Genomic DNA, 18,955 nt, shown 5'->3' with positions numbered 1-18,955 from the left:
AGATACCTGCGCGGCGTCGTGCGTGGATCGCCCGATGAGCGGGCCGAGCCCGATGATCGAGCGGGCCGCGGGCAGCGGTAGATCATCCTGGCCGAGGTGCAACACGTCTGCACCGGCGGCGCGGGCGATGTCGGCCCGATCGTTGACGGCGAACAGGGCGCCGTGTCTGCGCGCCGCATCGGCGAGCACTTCGAGTGCGGCGAGCTCCTGGCGGGCCTCCAGCGCACCGAAACGCGCTTCACCTGCCGAGCCCTTGTCGCGCAGCTGAATGACGTCGACTCCGCCCGTCAGCGCGGCATCGGCGAACTCGGCCAGATCGCCGCGGTCGCGCCTGGCGTCGGTACACAGATACAGCCGGGCGGCCGCCAACCGCTGCCGCGGGTCTTCGGAACCTGATGACGAACCGGATGACGATGGTGCAGGCACGCCGCGAACACTAGCGACCGGCGAGTATCGTCGAACACGCGACACGGGAGTCCCGGGACCGGGGACTGAGAATGGGTGCGAGCCACCCTTACCGTCACACCTGATCCGGGTCATGCCGGCGTAGGAAGGAACGGAATTGCTCATCAACGAGGCCGGGGATCACACCGGGCGGTCGTTGGCCGTCATCGGCGGTGGCGTCATCGGATTGTCGGTGGCGCGCCGGGCTGCGCTGGACGGCTGGTCGGTACGCGTGCACCGCACCGACGCCCACGGCGCCTCCTGGGTGGCAGGCGGAATGCTGGCTCCGCATAGCGAGGGCTGGCCGGGGGAGGAGCACCTGCTCCAGATCGGCCTGGCCTCATTGCACATGTGGCACACGGGCTTTCTGGACGGTCTCCCTCCCGAGGTCGTCACCGCTCGGGAGTCGCTGGTGGTCGCCGTCGACCGCGCTGACGCCTCGGATCTGACCACTACCGGGGAATGGCTTGCCGCCCAAGGGCATCCGGTGACGATGACCACGGCCGCACGTGACGTCGAACCGCTGCTCGCTCAGGGTATCCGGCACGGGTTCCTGGCCGAGACCGAGCTCGCCGTCGACAATCGGGCGCTGGTGGCCGCGCTCGCGGCTCACTGCGAGAGCCTCGGTGTCCGGTGGGCCCCGCCGGTGGCGACGCTGGAGCAGGCCGGTGACACCGACGCCGTCGTGATCGCCAACGGCATCGATGCGCCCACCCTATGGCCCGGCCTTCCGATTCGGCCCGTCAAGGGCGAGGTGTTGCGGTTGCGGTGGCGCCGTGGCTGCATGCCGCTGCCGCAGAGGGTGATCCGGGCCCGCGTGCACGGACGGCAGGTGTATCTGGTGCCGCGCGCCGACGGTGTGGTGGTCGGGGCGACGCAGTACGAGCACGGCCGTGACACCGCACCAGCGGTGGCGGGCGTCCGCGAGCTACTCGACGACGCGTGTGAGGTCATGCCCGCGCTCGGTGAGTACGAGCTCGCCGAATGTGCGGCGGGTCTGCGCCCGATGACACCCGACAACCTGCCGATCGTCGGCAGGCTGGACGACCGCACCCTGGTCGCCGCGGGCCACGGGCGGTCGGGTTTCCTGTTGGCGCCGTGGACCGCTGCGCGCATCGCAGCCGAGCTGAACGTGGGGGTGCCGGCATGAGAGTGGTCATCAACGACGAAGCCGTCGACGTGGACGAGCGGACCACCGTCACCGACCTGCTCGTGAAGCTGGGCATATCCGAGAAGGGCGTCGCGGTCGCGGTCGACTGGGCGGTGCTTCCCCGCTCGCAGTGGCACCTGGCGCTCTCCGATGGTGCGAAGGTGGAAGTGGTGACGGCGGTGCAGGGTGGCTGATTCGGAACTGACCATCGCGGGCCGCAGCTTCGGCTCGCGGCTGATCCTCGGGACCGGCGGCGCGGCCAATCTCGCGGTGTTGGAGGAGGCCCTCGTCGCCTCGGGGACCGAGCTGACCACCGTCGCGATGCGCCGCGTCGACGCCGATGGCGGTCCAGGGGTGCTCGACCTGCTGAACCGGCTGGGCATCACCCCGCTGCCCAATACGGCGGGATGCCGGGGCGCGGCCGAGGCGGTGCTCACCGCTCGGTTGGCCCGTGAGGCGCTGAAGACCGACTGGATCAAGCTCGAGGTCATCGCCGACGAGCGCACGCTGCTGCCGGACGGCATCGAATTGGTCAGGGCCGCAGAGCAACTGGTCGACGACGGATTCGTCGTGATGGCCTACACCAACGACGACCCGGTACTGGCGCGGCGCCTCGAGGACATCGGCTGCGCGGCGGTGATGCCGCTCGGTTCGCCGATCGGAACCGGGCTCGGGATCGCGAATCCGCACAACATCGCGATGATCGTCGAGCGGGCGAACGTGCCCATCGTGCTCGACGCGGGCATCGGCACGGCGAGTGACGCCGCCCAGGCGATGGAACTCGGCTGCGATGCGGTGCTGTTGGCCACCGCCGTGACCAGATCCGCCGACCCGCCAACGATGGCGAAGGCGATGGCGGCTGCGGTCACGGCGGGCCGGCTGGCCCACCAAGCCGGGCGGATACCCAAGCGGTTCTGGGCGCAGGCGTCGAGCCCGGGCAGGTGAGCGGTCGCTACGTCGCGCTCGGCTCGTCGATGGCGGCCGGGCCGGGAATCAGGCCGAAGGCGCCGGGCGCACCGTCGGGCTCGGGACGCTCGGCCGTCAACTACGCCCACCTCGTCGCAGCCCACTTCGGCTACGACCTCGTCGACGTCACCTTCTCGGGTGCCACCACCGCGAACGTCCTCTTCGAACGCCAACGCAGCGCTCCGCCCCAGGTCGACGCCCTCGACGGTTCCGAAGAACTGGTCACCATCACGATCGGTGGCAATGACGTCGGGTACGTTCCGATGCTCTTCGCGGCCGGTCTGCCGCGCTGGGTGGGGTCGGTGCCGGTCCTCGGCGGTGTCGTCCGTGGCGCACTCGACGTCGACGCGCGCGAAGAGGAGCTGGATCGGGTCGGTGAGTCGCTGAGGGCCGTTGGCCGCGAAGTGAAGCAGCGCGCTCCACGGGCCAGGGTGCTGTTCGTCGACTACCTGACGTTGCTGCCGCGGGCGGGCACCCCCGCTCCGCCGTTCACCGAGGAGCGCCTGGCGCTCGGGCGTCGGATCGCCGACACGCTGGAGCGTCTCACCGAAGAGGCGGCGACGGACACCGGTTGTGAGCTGATCCGAGCGGGTGCTCCCAGTCGCGGTCATCACGCCTGGTCGGAGGACCCATGGACGTCGAAATTCGGCCTGCCGCTGCCGGGCCGGGTGGCGCCGCTGCACCCCAACGCCACCGGCATGCGGGCGGTGGCCGATCTGATCGTGGGCCGGTTGACCTGAGATCATTGGTCAAGTGATCGAGTTACGAGGACTGACAAAGGTTTTCGGGCGAGGATTCGGGAGCACCCGTGCGGTCGACGATCTGACCTGTTCGATCGAGGCTGGGGTCGTCACCGGATTCCTCGGGCCGAACGGCGCAGGCAAGACGACGACGATGCGGATGATCCTCGGCTTGGACCGCCCGACGTCCGGCACCGCGACCATCGACGGGCGGACCTACCGCCGGCTGCCCGATCCGCTACGGACCGTCGGTGCGCTGCTCGACGCCAAGCAGGTGCACCCCGACCGCTCCGCGCGCGATCACCTCCGTTGGCTGGCCGCCACCAGTCGAATCCCGTTCACCAGGGTCGACGAGGTCCTCGACGTGGTGGGCCTGGGCTCGGTCGCCGACAGACGCGCCGGGACGCTGTCCCTTGGCATGGGCCAGCGGCTTGGCATCGCCGCGGCCCTGCTCGGCGACCCGCCGGTACTGCTGTTCGACGAGCCGGTCAACGGACTCGACCCCGAAGGCATCCGCTGGGTGCGCACGCTGATGCGCGCGCTCGCCGCGGAGGGTCGGACGGTCCTGGTGTCCAGTCACCTGCTTGCCGAGATGGCCAACACCGCCGACCGGCTGGTGGTGATCGGCAAGGGGCGGCTCATCGCCTCGACGACCGTCACCGAGTTCGTCAGCCGATCCGGTGCGGGCACCGTGCGCGTGCGCAGCCCACAGTTGGACACGTTGGTCGAGTTGCTCGCCGGTGCGGGCCTCGAGGTCGAGCAGGCGCCGGACGGGTCCGCGCTGGCGGTGCGTGGGGTGGCGATCGAGGTCGTCGGTGACCTGGCCGCCCGCAATGAGATCACGCTGCACGAGCTCAGTTCCCAGCAGGCGTCGCTGGAGGACGCGTACCTGAGTTTGACCGACGGCGACGTCGAGTACCGGGCGGCCGGGCGATGAGCGCGATCGCGGGCCTGAACGCGGAGCGAATCAAGCTGTGCACCATCCGGTCGCCGCTCTGGTCGTGCCTCGCCGCGGCGGTGCTGGGGCTCGGTGTCGCCGCGTTGCAGGGTTCAATGGCGTACGACACTGCGGACCTGACCCCCGAGCGGGCGGTCATCGGGGTTGCCGTGTTCGCAGTGCCGGTGCTGATGATCCTGTCGGCGATGACCGTGACGGGTGAGTACCGGACCGGCATGATCCGCACCACGTTCGCCGCCACGCCCAACCGGTCGATGGTCCTAGTCGTGAAAGCCGTTGTCGCCGCGGTGTTGTCGGCGCTGTGCGCCGGTGTGCTGTCAGTCGCCGCGGCGGTCACGGCCCGCCTGCTGGCCGATCCGCTGCTGGGCGCGCAGCTGTCGTTGGGAGCGAGCGGCGTGTGGCGGGTGTCGGCCGCACTGGCGTTGTCCGCCGCGTTGGCGGCCGTCCTCGGCGTCGCCGTCGGGGGACTGCTCCGGCACACCGCGGGGGCGGTCGCCGTACTGCTGTTGTGGCCGCTCGTCGTCGAGCCGGTCCTGGCCAACCTGCCCGACATCGGTTCCGAGGTCGGCCCGTACCTACCGTTCGTCAACGTATTCGTGTTCACCCGCGTGCAATGGCTGTACCCCGGCTACGCGATGCCTTGGGGCGAGGTTGGTTCGCTGATCTACTTCGCCGCGGTCGCCGCCGTGGCGTTCGTCGCGGCCGTCTTCGTGGTGAACCGACGCGACGCCTAACCGGAATATTGCGTGAATCATCACCCATTGGCGATGATGGGGCGATGGCCGACAAGGTGTGGTTGACGCCGTCACAGGGGCGAACCTGGCTGAACTACATGGGCGTCTACCACCGGCTGGAGTTCGAGATGAACCGACAGCTGCAGGCCGAGTGCGGCATGTCGCTGGCCGACTACACGGTGCTGAATGCCTTGTCCGCGGCCTCGGGGCGACGACTTCGGTTGTCGCAGTTGGCCGTGACGATCGGTTGGGAGCGCAGCCGGTTGTCCCATCACCTGCAGCGAATGGCAGGCCGGGGCTTCGTGGAACGGGTTCGGTCCGACGACGACGGCCGGGCGACCGACGCCGTGCTGACCGAGGCCGGCTGGAAGGCGCTCCGGTCGGCGGCGCCCAAGCACGTGGCCTGGGTTCGCCGCCTGGTGTTCTCCGAGATGAGCGAGGACAGGGTCGTCGAGCTCGGCGACATCCTGGACGACGTCTACCAGACGGTCCTGCGCGAGGGCACCCTGCCGACCCCCGAGTGAGCACTTGGGGACTTCTAGGTCTGGACTTCGCCGCCGTCGACGAACATCTCGCTTCCCGTCATGAAGCTGCTCGCCGACGAGGCCAGGAACACCACCGCGGCGGCGATCTCCTCTGGCCTGCCGACCCGACCCAGCGTCACGTCGGAGGTCAGGTCTGCCAGCAGCTCCTTCTCGCCGCCCGCAGGAGCCAGCCCGAGTAGTCCCGGGGTCTCGACCGGGCCCGGCACCAGCGTGTTCACCCGGATGCCGCGCGGTGCGAGCTCGGCAGCCCACGTTCGACCGAACGACCGGACCGCGGCCTTGGATGCGGCATAGACGCCGAACGAGGGGATGCCCTTGGAGGCGGACGTCGAACCGGACAGGATGACCGAGGCGCCCTCGTTGAGGAGCGGTAACACCTTCTGCACGGTGAAGAGCGCGCCCGCAACGTTGCGGTTGAAGGTGTCGAGGAAGTGCTCGACGGTAACGTCCTCGAGGGTCGCGAATTCTCCGCCGCCCGCGTTGAGGAAGACCGCGTCGAGGCCACCGCCCCGTTGCCCCACTGCGTCGGCGATCGCTTGCAGTTGGCTCAGATCACTCACGTCGCTGCGGATTCCGGTGGCCGCGGACCCGATGGCCGCGACGGCTGCATCGATCGTCGGCTGATTGCGGCCGGTGAGGTAGACGTGCGCGCCTGCGTCCGCCAACGCGTGTGCCGACGCCAGCCCGATGCCTGCCGTGCCGCCGGTGACGAGTGCATTCTTGCCATCCAAGATTCCCATGATCGTTTCCTTTGCGTGATTTATCACTTGATTTGAGCCTGCTGCACATTGCGTGACATGTCAACTAAGACGCCGGTGCTTATGTTCCCGCGAGCGGCGTGACTAACCTTGGGCCGATGCGACGTGGAGCACGGGTGGTACTGGCAGCATTTGCGGCAGTCGTATTGGTAGCCGGCTGCGCCCGCGGATCCGATGGGGGGCCCGGTACGTCGGATCCGGCCGCGCCGCCGAGCGCTGGATCCGCTCCCACCACGGAATTCGCGACGTCCCTGCAGGGCCGCGTCACCGCCGACGCGATGCTGGCGCACCTGAAGAAGCTGCAGGAGATCGCCGACGCCAACGGCGGCAACCGCGCCCTCGGCTCACCGGGATACGACGCCAGTGTCGACTACGTCGCCGGGGTGTTGCGGGACAAGGGTTTCGACGTGCAGACAGGTGACTTCGACGTGCGGATACCGTTCGCCGACGAGCCCGTCGTCACCGTCGGGGGTCAGCGGGTGAAGGCTGCGCCACTCAACTACACGATCGGGACACCGGCGGACGGCGTCAGCGGGCGCCTGGTGCCGGCCCGCACCGGCCCAAGGCCAGGTTGTGTGGCGACGGACTACGACGGCATGGACGTCTCGGGCGCCATCGTCCTCGTCGACCGCGGGGCCTGCCCGTTCGGCGTGAAACAGGCCGTGGCGGCTGAACGGGGCGCGGTTGCGCTTGTCGTCGCCAACAACGCCGAGGGCGACGAGATCGGCGGCGGCACGCTGGGAGAGGACACCGACGTGAAGATCCCGGTGGTCAGCATCTCCAAGGCCGACGGCGCCCGGCTGCGGAACCAGCCCGCCGCCACCACCGTCGCGCTGCATGCCGGCGTCCGGACCGACCGCACCCGCAACGTCGTCGCACAAACCAAGACCGGGTCATCGCAGAACGTGGTGATGGCAGGCGCCCACCTCGACAGCGTCCCCGAAGGCCCCGGTATCAACGACAACGGTTCCGGCGTGGCGGCGGTGCTGGAAACCGCTGTCCAACTGGGTAGTTCGCCCCAGCTGAAGAACGCGGTGCGATTCGCCTTCTGGGGCGCCGAGGAGGAGGGGCTGATCGGCTCCAAGAAGTACGTCCAAACGCTCGACGCAGAGGCACTCAAGGACATCGCCCTGTACCTCAACTTCGACATGCTGGCCTCACCCAACCCGGGCTACTTCACCTACGACGGCGACCAGTCCGCACCTCGATCGGACAGCGTGCCCCGCGTCCCCGAGGGGTCGGCAGGCATCGAACGCACGCTGGCCGCCTATCTCGACGGAGCAGGCAAGCAACCCCGCGACACCGACTTCGACGGGCGCTCCGACTATGACGCCTTCACCCAGGCGGGGATCCCGTCGGGCGGACTGTTCTCCGGCGCCGAGGAGAAGATGAGCGACGACGAGGCGAAGATCTGGGGCGGTGAGGCCAACGCGCCGTTCGATCCCAACTACCACAAGAGCACGGACACGTACGACCAGCTGGACCATGGGGCGCTCGACATCCACGGCAAGGGTGTCGCCTACTCGATCGGCCTGTACGCGCAGGACGAGAGCGGGCGCAATGGCGTCCCCGTTCGCGACGACCGGACCAGGCACGTCGTGGCGAAGTCATGAGGCTGGCCCTGCCACTGGCCTGTCTGCTCGTGGTCGCAGCGTGCTCGTCTGCGCCGCAGGCCACGCAGGCACCGGCCCCGGATCCCGCGCGCGAGTTGGCGGGCAAGGTGACCGCCGACGGCATGTACGGGCATCTGGAGAAGCTCGCCGACATCGCCACGGCCAATGAGGAGAGCAGGGCCGACGGTACGCCCGGCTACGACGCGAGCGTCGACTACATCTCGGGGGTGTTGCGGGACAAGGGCTTCGACGTGCAGACGCCCGAGTTCGAACGGGTCGTGATGACCACGCCGGGAAAGCCGACGCTAGTCGCTGCTGGGCGCAGCTTCCGCGTCGACCAGGCCTCGTTGCTCGTCACCACCGCCCCCGGTGGACTCAGCGCGCTCACGCTCCGCCCTCAACGGCCAGCCGGTTGCAACGCCGGTGATTACGGCTCCGCGGCCGTTCGAGGCGCCATCTCCGTCGTCGACGACAAGGGCTGCTCCGTGGTGACCAAGCAGAACGCTGCGGTCGGCGAGGGCGCGGTCGGGCTCCTCGTCGTGAGCGATCCAGGCTCGAATGGAAGCCCAGCTGGCCTCTTCACCCCCGGCTACTACCAGCAGCTCACCTCACCGGTCGCCGTGATCGACGGGGACGCCGACGCTCAACTGCGGCGTACCTCGTCGCCCGTGCGGCTCACGCTGGATGCCAAGAACACCGTCGTGAAGTCGCGGAACGTGTTGGCCCAGACCAAGACCGGCGACCCTCACCACGTCGTCGTTGCGGGGGCGCACCTGGATTCGGCGACTGACAGTCCCGGGCTGAACGACAATGGGACTGGTGTCGCCGCGGTACTGGAAACCGCTGTGCAGCTTGGTAGTTCACCTGCTGTCACCAACGCCGTGCGGTTCGCGTTCTGGGGGTCGGAGGCGGCGGGCAATCAGGGTTCGAGCAAGTACGTGGCGAGTCTCGACCGCGGCGGCCGCGACGACATCGCGCTCTACCTGAACTTCGACATGCTCGGCTCTCCGAACGCGGGCTTCTTTACCTACGACGGCGACCAGTCCGGCCAGCCGAACCCGGACCTCCCCGCTGCCAGCGTGCCGCCCGGCTCGGCGGGCGTCGAACGGACACTGGCGGGCTACCTCAACCTCGCCGGTGTGCGACCGGCCGACTTGCCACTCGGCCGCGCGAGTGACTACAGCCCATTCCTGAGCGCAGGCATACCGATCGGTGGAGTCACCACCGGGGCATCACAGCGCAAGTCGGCAACGCAGGCGCGACTGTGGGGTGGCCGCGCAGGCGTGCCGTTCGACCCGAACTACCGCCTACCCGGTGACACGATCGCCAACGTCGATCGTGGCACGCTGTCGATCACCGGCCCCGCGGTGGCGTTCGCGGTGGGCACCTACGCGCACTCGACGCAGGGACCCAACGGCGTACCCCCGCGGGGTTGACAGCAACCAGTACGGAATTGCCTACCGTCGTGACCGGTGCTTTCACAGCTGATCTGCGTATGAATGGCGTTCGTGAAGACGACATCTCGCCACTGGGCGGCCGTGACCGGGATCGCCACGGCGGTCGCCATGGGTGGACTTTCGGTGGCCTGCAGCTCCACCGGCACCACCGCGCCCGCGTCCACGACGACGACAACGACGACGACGAGCACCACTCCGACGACGACGGTGACGGCGGGGCATCACGGTGGTTACGGGCCTGGCGGCGGCCCCGCCCCCGTCGAGACCGAGACTGAGTCGCCTGCAACGGTGACCAGCACCGAGACGGCAACTCAGACCGAGACGCAGACCAGCGTTGCCACCTCGGTCGAGACGGACGCGTCAACGGTTACCGCTGCGCCGAATCATCAACAGCAGCAGCATGATTCTGGCTCTGGTAAGAACGGGCAACACGGCTGACGAACTGATACCCGCCGTGCTCGTCGGGGTTCCCACGACGTGCGCGCTCGCCGTTTCGGCGCGATCGGGGCGCCCTGGCCCGTCGGCGGGTGGATCTTGACTTCCGTGTGAGACGCGTGTCACACTGCGACTAGTTAATCGATTAAACTCGCAAAGGAGCGGGGTGGCGGTACGCATGAAGGACGTCGCGGAGCGGGCGGGTGTCTCGGCCGCCACCGTGTCGCTGGCATTGTCCGGCAGTCCTCGAATCTCGGAATCCACCAGGACCCGGGTGGAGCGCGCGGCGCGCGAGATGGGATACCTGCCGCACGTCGGGGCCAGGGCTCTGCGAACCGCTTCCACCCGCACCATCGGCCTGGTCGTCAGCGACGTGGCGAACCCCTTCTTCGCCGACCTCGCGGGCGCGATCCAGCGCGCCGCGGCCAAGCTGTCGTATTCGCTTGTCCTCTGCAACAGCGACGAGGATCCGGATCGGCAGGACGAATACCTGCTCAACCTGCTGGCCGGGAGTCAGGTGGACGGCGTGATCGTCGTGCCCACCGCGGCCATGAGCCCCGGCCTTCGTCGGGCAGGTCTGACAGGCGCTCGAATGGTCCTCCTGGACCGTCCCATCGAGGTGGCCGGTCGAGGCGCCGCCGCCAGGCACCTCGCTCGGTGCCCGGTAGTCCGTAGCGACCCGAGGGCCGCCCTCGACGAAGTGGCCGAGCTCCTGACCACACTGAACCATCGGCGAATCGGCATCATCGCGCCACCACTCCAGACCCAGGTAGGGCGGGAGCGCAGGGACCTCTTCTGCGATGCGCTGATCCGGCGTGGGGTTCCCCGGCGGGGAATCATGGTCGTGGAGGGCGACTTCCGGCAGGACAGCGGGGAAAGGGCGGCGCGCCAACTGGTTTCTCGCCGACACCGGCCGACGGCGATCTTCGCCGCCGACGGATTGATGGCGATCGGTGCGCTCAAGGGATTGCGAGAGGCCGGCCTACGAGTGCCGGATGACGTCTCGCTCATCGGCTTCGACGACGCGCCCTGGTTCGACCTCTTCGACCCGCCACTTGCGGCCGTTGCCCAGCCCATCGACGCCCTCGCGACAGGAGCCGTCGACGCAATGCTCGACCTGCTCGCAGGCCGACCGGCGCAGAGCTCCTTCCCGGCGTGTCACGTAGTCCGTCGTGAATCATGCGGCGCTGCACCCGAAGACGACCCAGAGCGGGCGTCCACGAGAAAGGGAACACCATGAAGAATCCTCTCGGCGCCAGAACGGGCCGTGCCACACTCGCTGCACTCCTCTGCACGAGCGTGGCGCTGGTGTCAGCGGGCTGCAACCGCGGGTCCGGCGGCGACAACGCCTCGAATGCCGGTCCGCGGATCGCCATCGTCACGCGCGACTTCACCAACCCGTACTGGGCGGCGCTTCGAGATGGCGCCATGTCGGAGGCCAAGAAACAGGGCTTGGACGTCACCGTGCAAGCCGGCAGCTCAGAGACCGACTCGACGGGCGAGAACACGAAGATCTCGGCGCTCGCCGCTCAGGACTACGACTGCTTCGGGGTCGTCCCGGTCAACGACACCAACGTCATCACCCCGCTCGTGCCGGTCGCCAAGAAGAACATCCCCATCCTGAACCTGGACACCCAGATCAGTGCCGACGCGTCGAAGGCCGCTGGTGTCTCCTACGCGTCGTTCATCGGCTCGGACAACCTGTCGGCGGGCCAACAAGCAGGACAGGCACTGATGAAGGCCATGGGTGGCGGCGGCGACGTGGCCGTCCTGCAGGGAATTGCCGGCGAACAGAACGGCATCAATCGGCTCAACGGGTTCACCCAGGCCACGCAGGGCAAGGTTCAGATCGTCGCGACACAGCCCGCCGACTACGACCAGAACACGGCGCTCACCGTCACCGGCGATCTGCTTCGGGCGCATCCGAGCATCACCGGCATCTTCGCAGCCAACGACACCATGGGCCTTGGGGCCGCCCAAGCGGTGAAGAACGCAGGTAAGACGGGCGTGATCTCCATCATCTCCGTGGACGGCATCACCGCGGCGCTGCAGGCGGTCAAGGACGGAACCCTGTCGGGCACGATCAGCCAGTATCCATACGCCGAAGGTCAGATGGCCGTTCAGGCGTGCGCGAACCTGGCGGCCAAGAAGCCCGTTCCCGCCCGTGTCGTCGCGCCGATCATCCTCATCGACAAGTCGAACGTGGACAAGGCATTGGCGGCGTTCCCACAACCGTTCGAGCCGTACGACAACCCGATCAAGTGATGACGGCAACGGCTGAGGCGCCGGCCGCCGAAACCGCGCGGCGGAAGAGACCATCGATCGGATCGGCTGCCCGTTACGCCGCGCCGATCGGCCTGGTCATCGTCTTCGTCATCTTCTTCATCGCGACGCCGCACTTCCTCACCGTCGCGAACTTGACCGACCTGCTGGTCTCCGCCTCGATCCTGATGGTGCTGGCGATGGGGCAGCAACTGGTCGTCGCAGTGGCCGGCATCGATCTGTCGGTGGGCTCGAATCTGCCTTGGGCCGCAGCCACTCTCGGCTTCGCGTACACCCATGGCGCCAACCTCGCGGTGGCGATGCTGCTGGCACTCGTCGCTGGGGTGGTCGTCGGTCTGGTCAACGGGCTCCTGGTAGCGCGGTTGGGCATGACCGATTTCATCGTCACCCTGGGTAGCCTGTCGGTGGTCAGTGGGGCCACCCTGCTGTTGACCGGGGGGAACACCGTCGCGGTGTCGTCGCCGTTCCTCCAGGGGCTTGCACTCGACGGGATCGGTCCGGTGCGGTGGTTCTGGCTGGTGGCGATCGTGGCGGCGCTGCTGACGGCATTCCTTCTGTTCGCTACCAAGACGGGCACGCACCTGTTGGCCACGGGCGGCAACATCGAAGCCGCCCGAGGCACGGGCATCAACGTCGCGCGCGCAAGGATGCTGGCCTACGTCCTTTCGGGGTTGGCCTGTGGTGTCGCAGGGATCCTGCTGGTCGCCCGCACCGGTGGTGCGGATCCGAGCCTTCAGACCGACCTGCTGCTGTCCTCGATCGCGGCGGTGGTACTCGGCGGCTCGAGCCTCTTCGGCGGTCGGGCGTCGGTTCTCGGGTCGGCGGTGGGTGCGGTGTTGCTGACGAGTCTCATCAACGGCTTCACGCTCATCGGCATCTCGCAGAACTACCAGCCAGTGGCCGTCGGCGCCGTCGTTCTCGGTGCCGCCTTCATCTCCCGGTTCCAGAAATGAGCGCATCGTGACCGATCTGCCCGTCAACGGCCCGACGTCGAGCGCCCAATCCGCACCCGACGCGGTGCCGCTGGTCGAAATACGCGGAGTGACCAAGTCATTCGATGCAGTCCGCGCCCTGCAGGGAGTGGATCTGACCATCTCGCCCGGCAAGGTCACCGCGCTGCTGGGCGACAACGGGGCAGGCAAGTCCACCCTGGTGCGCTGTCTGACCGGGGTGCACCCGCCCGACGACGGCGAGATCCTGTTCCGCGGCGAGCGCATCAAGCTCGGGTCACCGGACGACGCGCGGCACCTCGGCATCGAGACCGTCTACCAGGATCTGGGACTGATCGAAGACCTCCAGGTCTGGCAGAACCTCTATCTGAACCGCGAGCTGACGCGCGGCGTGTTGCCGTTTCGGGTGCTGAACAAGAAGGGGATGATCGCGACGAGCCAGACGATCCTCGCCGACCTCGACGTCAACGTTCCCGACGTCCGTGCCACCGTGCGGCGGATGTCCGGCGGGCAACGACAGAGTGTTGCGATCGCACGCGCAGCCAACTGGGGCACGACCCTGGTCATCATGGACGAGCCGACCGCTGCGCTCGGCGTACGCGAGACGGCCGCCGTGGAAGCGCTCATCGGGAGGCTGCGGTCCGGCGGCGTCACCGTGCTGCTGGTCAGCCATGACATGGATCAGGTCATGCGGGTGGCAGACAGCGCATGGGTGCTGCGCCGCGGGCGTACCGCGGCGCACCGCGAGATGACGGCAACCAGCGGCGACGAGCTCGTCGGGCTCATCACCGGTGCCATCGCCGGCGACGCCGATGCCTGAGGCACCCCCGTCCGTCGTCGTCGTCGGCTCGATTAACGTCGACCACATCGTCACGGCCCCTTGCTTTCCCAGGCCTGGCGAGACGATTCTCGGCAGGTCGGTGAGCTCGTCGGTGGGTGGTAAGGGCGCGAATCAGGCGGTCGCTGCGGCGCTGGCCGGTGCCACCGTCGCGATGGTCGCGAGCACGGGCGATGACGCGAATGGTGCTGCGGCCAGACGGCGGCTCGCCGAGCGCGGCGTGCGGACCGAGCACGTGGCGGTGCTGACGGCGGACGCCACCGGGACGGCCTGGATCACCGTGGCCGAGAACGACAACACGATCATCGTGATCCCTGGTGCCAATGCCCGGTGGTCGGATGGCGGATTGCCCGGCTGCGTCGAGCGGGCTTCAGTCGTGTTGTCGCAGTTGGAGATTCCGATGGACGTCGTGCGATCCGCCGCCGAGCGGACGCGGGGCACCTTCGTGCTCAACGCGGCACCGGCCACCGAACTGCCGGACGACCTGCTGGCACTGTGCGACGTGCTCGTCGTCAACGAGCAGGAGCTCGCAGTCGTCGTGGGTGGCGACTCCGCCGGAGATGAGGACGGCATCGCCGCTGCCCACGCGCGCCTGCGGGACCGGGGTGCCAGGGCCGTCGTCACCACCCGCGGCGCCGCGGGTGCCGTGATCACCGATGCGGGCGGTGACACGACGGTGCTCGACGCGCCGCAGGCAGACGTCGTCGACACGACCGGCGCGGGCGACGCGTTCACCGGCGTGCTGGCCGCACGACTGGGCGCAGGAGAGTCGTTGGTGCAAGCCGCCCGCTGGGGTGTCGTGGCCGGCTCTCTTGCCGTTCGGGCCGAAGGCGCCCAGGACTCCTATCCAGATTTCGGCGCCCTGTGCGTCGTTGCCGAGGAGGTCGGTTCGTGAAGCGGAACGGCATCATCCATGCCGAACTGGCCCGTCGCATCGCGGCGTTGCGGCACACCGAGACGTTCGTCATCTGTGACGCGGGCCTGCCGCTGGGGCGGGACACCCCGTGCATCGACCTCGGATATCGCTACGGCCAGGCGCCCTTCGCCGACGTGGCGACCACGGTGCTTGGCGAGGTGGTGATAGAGCACAGCTGGATGTCGGCGGACGTCATCCCCGCCAACCCCGGCGTGCATCGGCACCTCGTGCAGCTTGGGCTCGAGCCGGAACTCGTCGAACACGAGGCGTTCAAGTCCGCCGTGCTGTCTGCCGCGTTCGCGGTGCGCACGGGTGAGGACACCTTCTTCGCCAACGTGCTGTGCCGCGCGGGTGTCCCGTTCGGCGGTCCTACGGTTGGTCGTCAGTCCGACTCGCAGCTCTGATAGGCGCGAGCGACGCGGGTGACGAACTGGTACACGCCGTCCTCGTCGGGTGCCATCGGGCCTGGCCGCGCGTGCCGCGAGCTGAGTCCTCGTTGGACCGACTCACATGCCGACCAGTCCTGGCGGTTGGTCAGATCCCAGAAGTCGACGGCGTAGGACGGATCGAAATCCGGTTGCGCGGCAACGTCCTTCGGGAACGCCCATGCGCACTCGACGTGCGTCCGGTCCGCGGCCAGCGGTGTCATCACGTGGGTCATCACGTAGTCGGGATGCAGGCTGACGAGCAGGTTGGGGAAGCCGACCAGGTACATCACCGTGCGCAGCTCCTGTTCGGACAGGCCCTGGATCGCCACGCCACCACTCTTTCCCGTCAGCGACATGGTCTCGGCGCTCTCGATCATCGACATCCAGCCGCCCATCCACGATCCCTCGAGGTCCAGATTCTCACCGCTGGTCGGTGGGCTGATCCTGGACAACTCGGGATGGATGGTCGAACAGTGGTAGCACTCCTGGTAGTTCTCCGCGATGACCTTCCAGTTGGTGTCCAGTTCGTAGGAGTGCCGGTCGACGATCACCAGATCTTCGGGGCGGTAGGCGCCGATCACCTCTTCGAGACCCGCGACGTGGCTGGTGAACTCGGCGTCTTCGCCACTGGGATCGGCGAACAGCCAGCCGTGCCAGTTGACCAGCCTTAGCTCGGTCAGGCCGAACTCGCCCGGTTCGAAACCGTCGACGTCGCGGAACCCCGGTGCATTGCGCAGTCCGCCGTCCAGGCGGTAGGACCAGGAGTGGTATGGGCACACGATGTTTCGGCGCTTCGCCGATGCGCCACACGCGAGCAGCTCGTGGCCCCGGTGGCGGCACGTGTTGGCGAAGGCGCGGATGACGTCATCGTCGCCGTGCACCAACAACATTCCGTTCGCGCCGGAGCCGATGGCGCGCTGCATTCCGACGCCCGCGAGATCGCTCGCATGGCCGACACAGGTCCAGCCCGAGAAGATGTTGCGCTGTTCCCACTCGAAGACCGCCTGGTCGACGTAGGCCTGTGTCGGCAGCATGCGCGAGTGCCCGAACGGCGCCAGCGTCGCGGCTAGATCGTCGGCGGGGACCGGTGCCGGGTCGTGCTGTTTGAACATACAGTCAGGATAGTCCACCTCCGAGTGTTTTGTGCACGCAAATCCGTGCTGAGCACAGGCGCGGGTGCGCAAATCGCGGAAGGGGTGACCCGTCACGTCTCGCCGGCGAAGGCAGCGATGCCGTGGTCCGCGGTGGTCCCGTCACCCCGCGTCATCCGCCGGTACACCAGGAACCCGATGACCACCGCGGCGAGCGATGCGAGCAGCAGCAGGGTGGCGAGCGCGTTCAGCGCGGGTGTCGGTGCCGCGCGAGCCGTGTTGTAGATCTTCACCGACACCGGCTCAGTCGATGCGCCGAGCGACAGGTACCGCACCAGCACGAAGTCGTCGATGATGTCGGCGAAGACCAGTACCGTGCTGGCGAAGATCGCCGGCATAAGCATCGGAAACGTCACCCGCCACAGCGCTCCGGTGGCAGAGGCGCCCAGATCCATTGCGGCTTCTTCGTATTGGCTACCGATGGTGGCGAGCCTGGCGCGCACCAACACCGCGGGGTAGGCCACCTGATAGGTCACCAGTCCGACCACCTGCGCGGAGGTGCCCAACCCGATCGGCAGTGCCAGGTTCGTCACGACGAACAACAGCGCGACGGCCAGCAGCACTTCGGGGATGACGAACGAGATCAGCATCAGCACGTTCGCGCCGGACGGCAACCGACCCCGCCACCGGTCGACGCCGATCGCGAACAGGACGCCAAGTGGCACGGTGACGAGGGTGGCGATCACCCCGAGTTTGAGGGTCTGCAGCAGCGCGGTGTGCAGGGCGGCGTCGTGCCAGACCGACCGCGTCGGGTCACCCCAGTACCACCGGAGCGAGAAGCCCTGCCAGTGGGTTCGGGACCGGCCGTCGTTGAACGAGAACATGATGGCGATCAGGACCGGCAGCAGTGACCACACCAGGTATGCCACGGTTATCCCGGCCAGTACCCGTGGCCGCCGCCACGGATCGCGGAACCAGCCGACGGGTCCGCGGATTCCGGAGGGCCGCAGGGTTGCGACCCGGGAAGCGTCCATGGTTCGCGTGCTCATGTTCGTACCTCGTCACCGCGCAACGTGACCCGCACGTAGTAGAACATCGGCAGCACCGTGGCGACGAGTACCAGCATGACGAAGGCGCCTGCCTGCCCGGTCTGGCCCGGCGCCTGCACGCTGTCGTTGATGAGGTTGCCGACCATCGCCGTCTTCGGTGAGGCGGACAGCAGGTCGTTGGTGAAGTAGTCGCCGAGCATGGGAAGGCAGGTCAGCAGGACTGCCGCCAGGATCGTCGGTCGGCACAGCGGCAGCGTCACCCTCAGGAACGACGAGACGCGGTTCGCGCCGAGATCCCGGGACGCCTCGAGCATCGGCTGCGAGAGGCGGTCGAGGCCCGCGTAGAGCGGCAGGATCATGTACGGGACGTAGCCGTAGGCCAGGCCGAGGATCACCACCAACGGCTGACCCGTCAACCAGTCGACCTGGACGGTCAGCAGGCCGCCGAGGTTCAGCAGCCGGTTGAAGAGGCCGTCGTTCTGGAGGAGGTTGACCCAGGCCAACATTCGCATCATGTAGCTGATCCAGAACGGCGCGATCAGAAGTGCGATCAGGAAGCCCTTGCGACTGCCTGCGAGCCGGGATACGTAGTAGGCGACGGGAAAGGCGATGGCCAGGCACAGGATGCTGGCCGCCCCGACGTAGAGCACGGTGCGCACCAGGGCAGGAAAGTAGATGCCCTCGGGGCCGATCCGGGAGAGCACGTACGTGAACTGGTCGGCGTTCCACTGCAAGGGGTTCCACACGGGCACCGCGGTGCGGAAGAGTGGATCGACCCTGCCGAAGACGATCGCCAGCACGACGTAGAGCGGCGCGAGGAAGAACAGCAGCAGCCAAGCGACGCCCGGCGCGGCCAGGGCGGCCCACAGCCGGGCGTTGGGTTCGCGCGACCGCACCACCCGCCGTCCTTTCTGTGCGAGGGGTCAGGATCCGCCGGCGTTGAACGCGTTCCAGACGTTGTGCCACGCAGCATCGTTGGCGGCGTCGAGCTCCAGCGTCCGGAAGCCGGTGTCGAAGTACTCCGGCTTGACGATCGCGGACCTCAGGTTCTCCGGAATGAACTCCTCGGCCACCAGTGAGTCGGCCGTCAGCGAGTTCTGCGGCGGCTGGTAGCCGATCGCGGAGAAGTTCTCCTTGGCGACCGCCGGGTCGAGCATGTGGTTCAGGAACAGGTGGGCGAGCACCGGGTTCTTGCCGCCCTTGAGGGTGACCAACATGTCGTTGTCCACCAGCCCCTTGCCATCCGCTGGGAACCAGTACCGAAGGATCTCGGTTCCGACCCCCTCGGGAAGGTAGGACTGGGCGTTGATGATGTCGCCGGACCACATCTGGCTCAGTCCGATCTGCCCGGCGGGCAGATCGCTGTACATCGTGATGGTGACCTTCGGCGACGTCGCCTTGACCAGGTCGGTGAGCTGCTCGCCAACCATCTTCAGATCGTCGGCCGACGACGTGTTGACGTCGGTGATGCCCTGCTTGAGGAGCACCAACGCCATCGCGGTGTGCCAGTCGTCGATGATCGCGGTCTTGTTCTTGTACTGGGGATCCCAGAGCGACGCGTACGGATTGCTCAACGCACCGATGTCGGCGGGTACTTGGT

The 18,955-nt window shown here is 67.9% G+C and carries 22 protein-coding genes and 1 riboswitch; of the genes, 16 read left to right on the top strand and 6 right to left on the bottom strand.

Features of this window, described 5'->3' with window-relative positions; all coding sequences use genetic code 11:
• On the bottom strand, positions 1-426 hold a 426-nt coding region (locus ACRDUX_RS24650; RefSeq protein ID WP_526417439.1), incomplete at its 3' end, for a thiamine phosphate synthase.
• A 33-nt stretch (positions 427-459) separates the two neighbouring features.
• A riboswitch (TPP riboswitch) is annotated at positions 460-570 on the top strand.
• Between ACRDUX_RS24650 and thiO the strand changes: the two genes are divergently transcribed.
• From thiO to ACRDUX_RS24615, 7 genes are all read left to right on the top strand, one after another.
• Complete coding sequence (gene thiO, locus ACRDUX_RS24645) at positions 569-1,594, top strand: glycine oxidase ThiO (RefSeq protein ID WP_526417441.1); 1,026 nt, start codon at positions 569-571, stop codon at positions 1,592-1,594. (Overlaps the previous riboswitch by 2 nt.)
• On the top strand, positions 1,591-1,788 hold the full coding sequence (gene thiS, locus ACRDUX_RS24640; protein WP_526417437.1) for a sulfur carrier protein ThiS: 198 nt from the start codon (positions 1,591-1,593) through the stop codon (positions 1,786-1,788). Before thiO ends, thiS begins: the two co-directional genes overlap by 4 nt.
• Entirely contained in the window at positions 1,781-2,539 is a 759-nt protein-coding gene (locus tag ACRDUX_RS24635; RefSeq protein ID WP_526417435.1) for a thiazole synthase, read from the top strand. The genes thiS and ACRDUX_RS24635 overlap by 8 nt, the downstream gene beginning before the upstream one ends.
• On the top strand, positions 2,536-3,300 hold the full coding sequence (locus tag ACRDUX_RS24630; protein WP_526417433.1) for an SGNH/GDSL hydrolase family protein: 765 nt from the start codon (positions 2,536-2,538) through the stop codon (positions 3,298-3,300). Before ACRDUX_RS24635 ends, ACRDUX_RS24630 begins: the two co-directional genes overlap by 4 nt.
• A gap of 13 nt (positions 3,301-3,313) precedes the next feature.
• Complete coding sequence (locus tag ACRDUX_RS24625) at positions 3,314-4,237, top strand: ATP-binding cassette domain-containing protein (RefSeq protein WP_526417431.1); 924 nt, start codon at positions 3,314-3,316, stop codon at positions 4,235-4,237.
• Positions 4,234-4,992: an ABC transporter permease gene (locus ACRDUX_RS24620; protein ID WP_526417429.1), complete on the top strand. Its 759-nt coding sequence runs from the start codon at positions 4,234-4,236 to the stop codon at positions 4,990-4,992. The genes ACRDUX_RS24625 and ACRDUX_RS24620 overlap by 4 nt, the downstream gene beginning before the upstream one ends.
• A 44-nt stretch (positions 4,993-5,036) precedes the next feature.
• A complete protein-coding gene (locus ACRDUX_RS24615; protein WP_526417427.1) occupies positions 5,037-5,516 on the top strand; it encodes a MarR family winged helix-turn-helix transcriptional regulator in 480 nt (159 codons plus the stop codon).
• A 14-nt stretch (positions 5,517-5,530) separates the two neighbouring features.
• Here ACRDUX_RS24615 and ACRDUX_RS24610 read toward each other — a convergent pair whose 3' ends face one another.
• On the bottom strand, positions 5,531-6,277 hold the full coding sequence (locus ACRDUX_RS24610) for an SDR family NAD(P)-dependent oxidoreductase (RefSeq protein WP_526417425.1): 747 nt from the start codon (positions 6,275-6,277) through the stop codon (positions 5,531-5,533).
• A 116-nt stretch (positions 6,278-6,393) separates the two neighbouring features.
• On the opposite strand from ACRDUX_RS24610, the gene ACRDUX_RS24605 reads away from it, so the two are divergent.
• The 9 genes from ACRDUX_RS24605 to rbsD all read left to right on the top strand — a co-directional run bounded on the left by ACRDUX_RS24605 (position 6,394) and on the right by rbsD (position 15,191).
• Positions 6,394-7,908 carry a M28 family metallopeptidase gene (locus ACRDUX_RS24605; protein WP_526417423.1) on the top strand — a complete coding sequence of 505 codons (1,515 nt, stop codon included), beginning with the start codon at positions 6,394-6,396 and terminating at the stop codon, positions 7,906-7,908.
• Positions 7,905-9,344, top strand: a complete 1,440-nt coding sequence (locus ACRDUX_RS24600; protein WP_526417421.1) for a M28 family peptidase — start codon at positions 7,905-7,907, stop codon at positions 9,342-9,344. The genes ACRDUX_RS24605 and ACRDUX_RS24600 overlap by 4 nt, the downstream gene beginning before the upstream one ends.
• A gap of 72 nt (positions 9,345-9,416) precedes the next feature.
• Positions 9,417-9,803, top strand: a complete 387-nt coding sequence (locus ACRDUX_RS24595) for a hypothetical protein (protein ID WP_526417419.1) — start codon at positions 9,417-9,419, stop codon at positions 9,801-9,803.
• A gap of 163 nt (positions 9,804-9,966) precedes the next feature.
• Positions 9,967-11,040 carry a LacI family DNA-binding transcriptional regulator gene (locus ACRDUX_RS24590; protein ID WP_526417417.1) on the top strand — a complete coding sequence of 358 codons (1,074 nt, stop codon included), beginning with the start codon at positions 9,967-9,969 and terminating at the stop codon, positions 11,038-11,040.
• A complete protein-coding gene (locus tag ACRDUX_RS24585; protein ID WP_526417415.1) occupies positions 11,037-12,065 on the top strand; it encodes a sugar ABC transporter substrate-binding protein in 1,029 nt (342 codons plus the stop codon). The genes ACRDUX_RS24590 and ACRDUX_RS24585 overlap by 4 nt, the downstream gene beginning before the upstream one ends.
• Entirely contained in the window at positions 12,065-13,036 is a 972-nt protein-coding gene (locus tag ACRDUX_RS24580; RefSeq protein ID WP_526417413.1) for an ABC transporter permease, read from the top strand. The genes ACRDUX_RS24585 and ACRDUX_RS24580 overlap by 1 nt, the downstream gene beginning before the upstream one ends.
• A gap of 7 nt (positions 13,037-13,043) precedes the next feature.
• Complete coding sequence (locus tag ACRDUX_RS24575; RefSeq protein WP_526417411.1) at positions 13,044-13,853, top strand: ATP-binding cassette domain-containing protein; 810 nt, start codon at positions 13,044-13,046, stop codon at positions 13,851-13,853.
• Positions 13,846-14,766, top strand: coding sequence for a ribokinase (locus ACRDUX_RS24570; RefSeq protein ID WP_526417409.1), 921 nt, complete (start codon positions 13,846-13,848; stop codon positions 14,764-14,766). The genes ACRDUX_RS24575 and ACRDUX_RS24570 overlap by 8 nt, the downstream gene beginning before the upstream one ends.
• A complete protein-coding gene (rbsD, locus tag ACRDUX_RS24565) occupies positions 14,763-15,191 on the top strand; it encodes a D-ribose pyranase (protein ID WP_526417407.1) in 429 nt (142 codons plus the stop codon). The genes ACRDUX_RS24570 and rbsD overlap by 4 nt, the downstream gene beginning before the upstream one ends.
• On the opposite strand, the gene ACRDUX_RS24560 is transcribed toward rbsD, so the two are convergent.
• The 4 genes from ACRDUX_RS24560 to ACRDUX_RS24545 all read right to left on the bottom strand — a co-directional run.
• Positions 15,170-16,327: an aromatic ring-hydroxylating oxygenase subunit alpha gene (locus ACRDUX_RS24560; RefSeq protein ID WP_526417405.1), complete on the bottom strand. Its 1,158-nt coding sequence runs from the start codon at positions 16,325-16,327 to the stop codon at positions 15,170-15,172. The two genes, rbsD and ACRDUX_RS24560, sit on opposite strands and share 22 nt — an antisense overlap.
• 92 nt (positions 16,328-16,419) lie before the next feature.
• On the bottom strand, positions 16,420-17,355 hold the full coding sequence (locus ACRDUX_RS24555; RefSeq protein ID WP_526417403.1) for an ABC transporter permease: 936 nt from the start codon (positions 17,353-17,355) through the stop codon (positions 16,420-16,422).
• Complete coding sequence (locus ACRDUX_RS24550; protein WP_526417401.1) at positions 17,352-18,254, bottom strand: ABC transporter permease; 903 nt, start codon at positions 18,252-18,254, stop codon at positions 17,352-17,354. The genes ACRDUX_RS24555 and ACRDUX_RS24550 overlap by 4 nt, the downstream gene beginning before the upstream one ends.
• Before the next feature lie 24 nt (positions 18,255-18,278).
• On the bottom strand, positions 18,279-18,955 hold a 677-nt coding region (locus ACRDUX_RS24545), incomplete at its 5' end, for an extracellular solute-binding protein (RefSeq protein WP_526417399.1).

The sequence above is a fragment of the Mycobacterium sp. genome (assembly GCF_050701675.1).
GTDB lineage: Bacteria > Actinomycetota > Actinomycetes > Mycobacteriales > Mycobacteriaceae > Mycobacterium.
The sequence above is the reverse complement of the archived record's forward strand: the minus strand, read 5'-3'. Positions and strand labels throughout refer to the sequence as shown.

Coding starts and splice junctions, on each gene's coding strand:
- thiS (WP_526417437.1), top strand. CDS start 1,591: ATGAGAGTGGTCATCAACGACGAAGCCGTCGACGTGGACGAGCGGACC.
- ACRDUX_RS24620 (WP_526417429.1), top strand. CDS start 4,234: ATGAGCGCGATCGCGGGCCTGAACGCGGAGCGAATCAAGCTGTGCACC.
- ACRDUX_RS24615 (WP_526417427.1), top strand. CDS start 5,037: ATGGCCGACAAGGTGTGGTTGACGCCGTCACAGGGGCGAACCTGGCTG.
- ACRDUX_RS24610 (WP_526417425.1), bottom strand. CDS start 6,277: ATGGGAATCTTGGATGGCAAGAATGCACTCGTCACCGGCGGCACGGCA.
- ACRDUX_RS24605 (WP_526417423.1), top strand. CDS start 6,394: ATGCGACGTGGAGCACGGGTGGTACTGGCAGCATTTGCGGCAGTCGTA.
- ACRDUX_RS24600 (WP_526417421.1), top strand. CDS start 7,905: ATGAGGCTGGCCCTGCCACTGGCCTGTCTGCTCGTGGTCGCAGCGTGC.
- ACRDUX_RS24585 (WP_526417415.1), top strand. CDS start 11,037: ATGAAGAATCCTCTCGGCGCCAGAACGGGCCGTGCCACACTCGCTGCA.
- ACRDUX_RS24580 (WP_526417413.1), top strand. CDS start 12,065: ATGACGGCAACGGCTGAGGCGCCGGCCGCCGAAACCGCGCGGCGGAAG.
- ACRDUX_RS24570 (WP_526417409.1), top strand. CDS start 13,846: ATGCCTGAGGCACCCCCGTCCGTCGTCGTCGTCGGCTCGATTAACGTC.
- ACRDUX_RS24560 (WP_526417405.1), bottom strand. CDS start 16,327: ATGTTCAAACAGCACGACCCGGCACCGGTCCCCGCCGACGATCTAGCC.
- ACRDUX_RS24555 (WP_526417403.1), bottom strand. CDS start 17,355: ATGAGCACGCGAACCATGGACGCTTCCCGGGTCGCAACCCTGCGGCCC.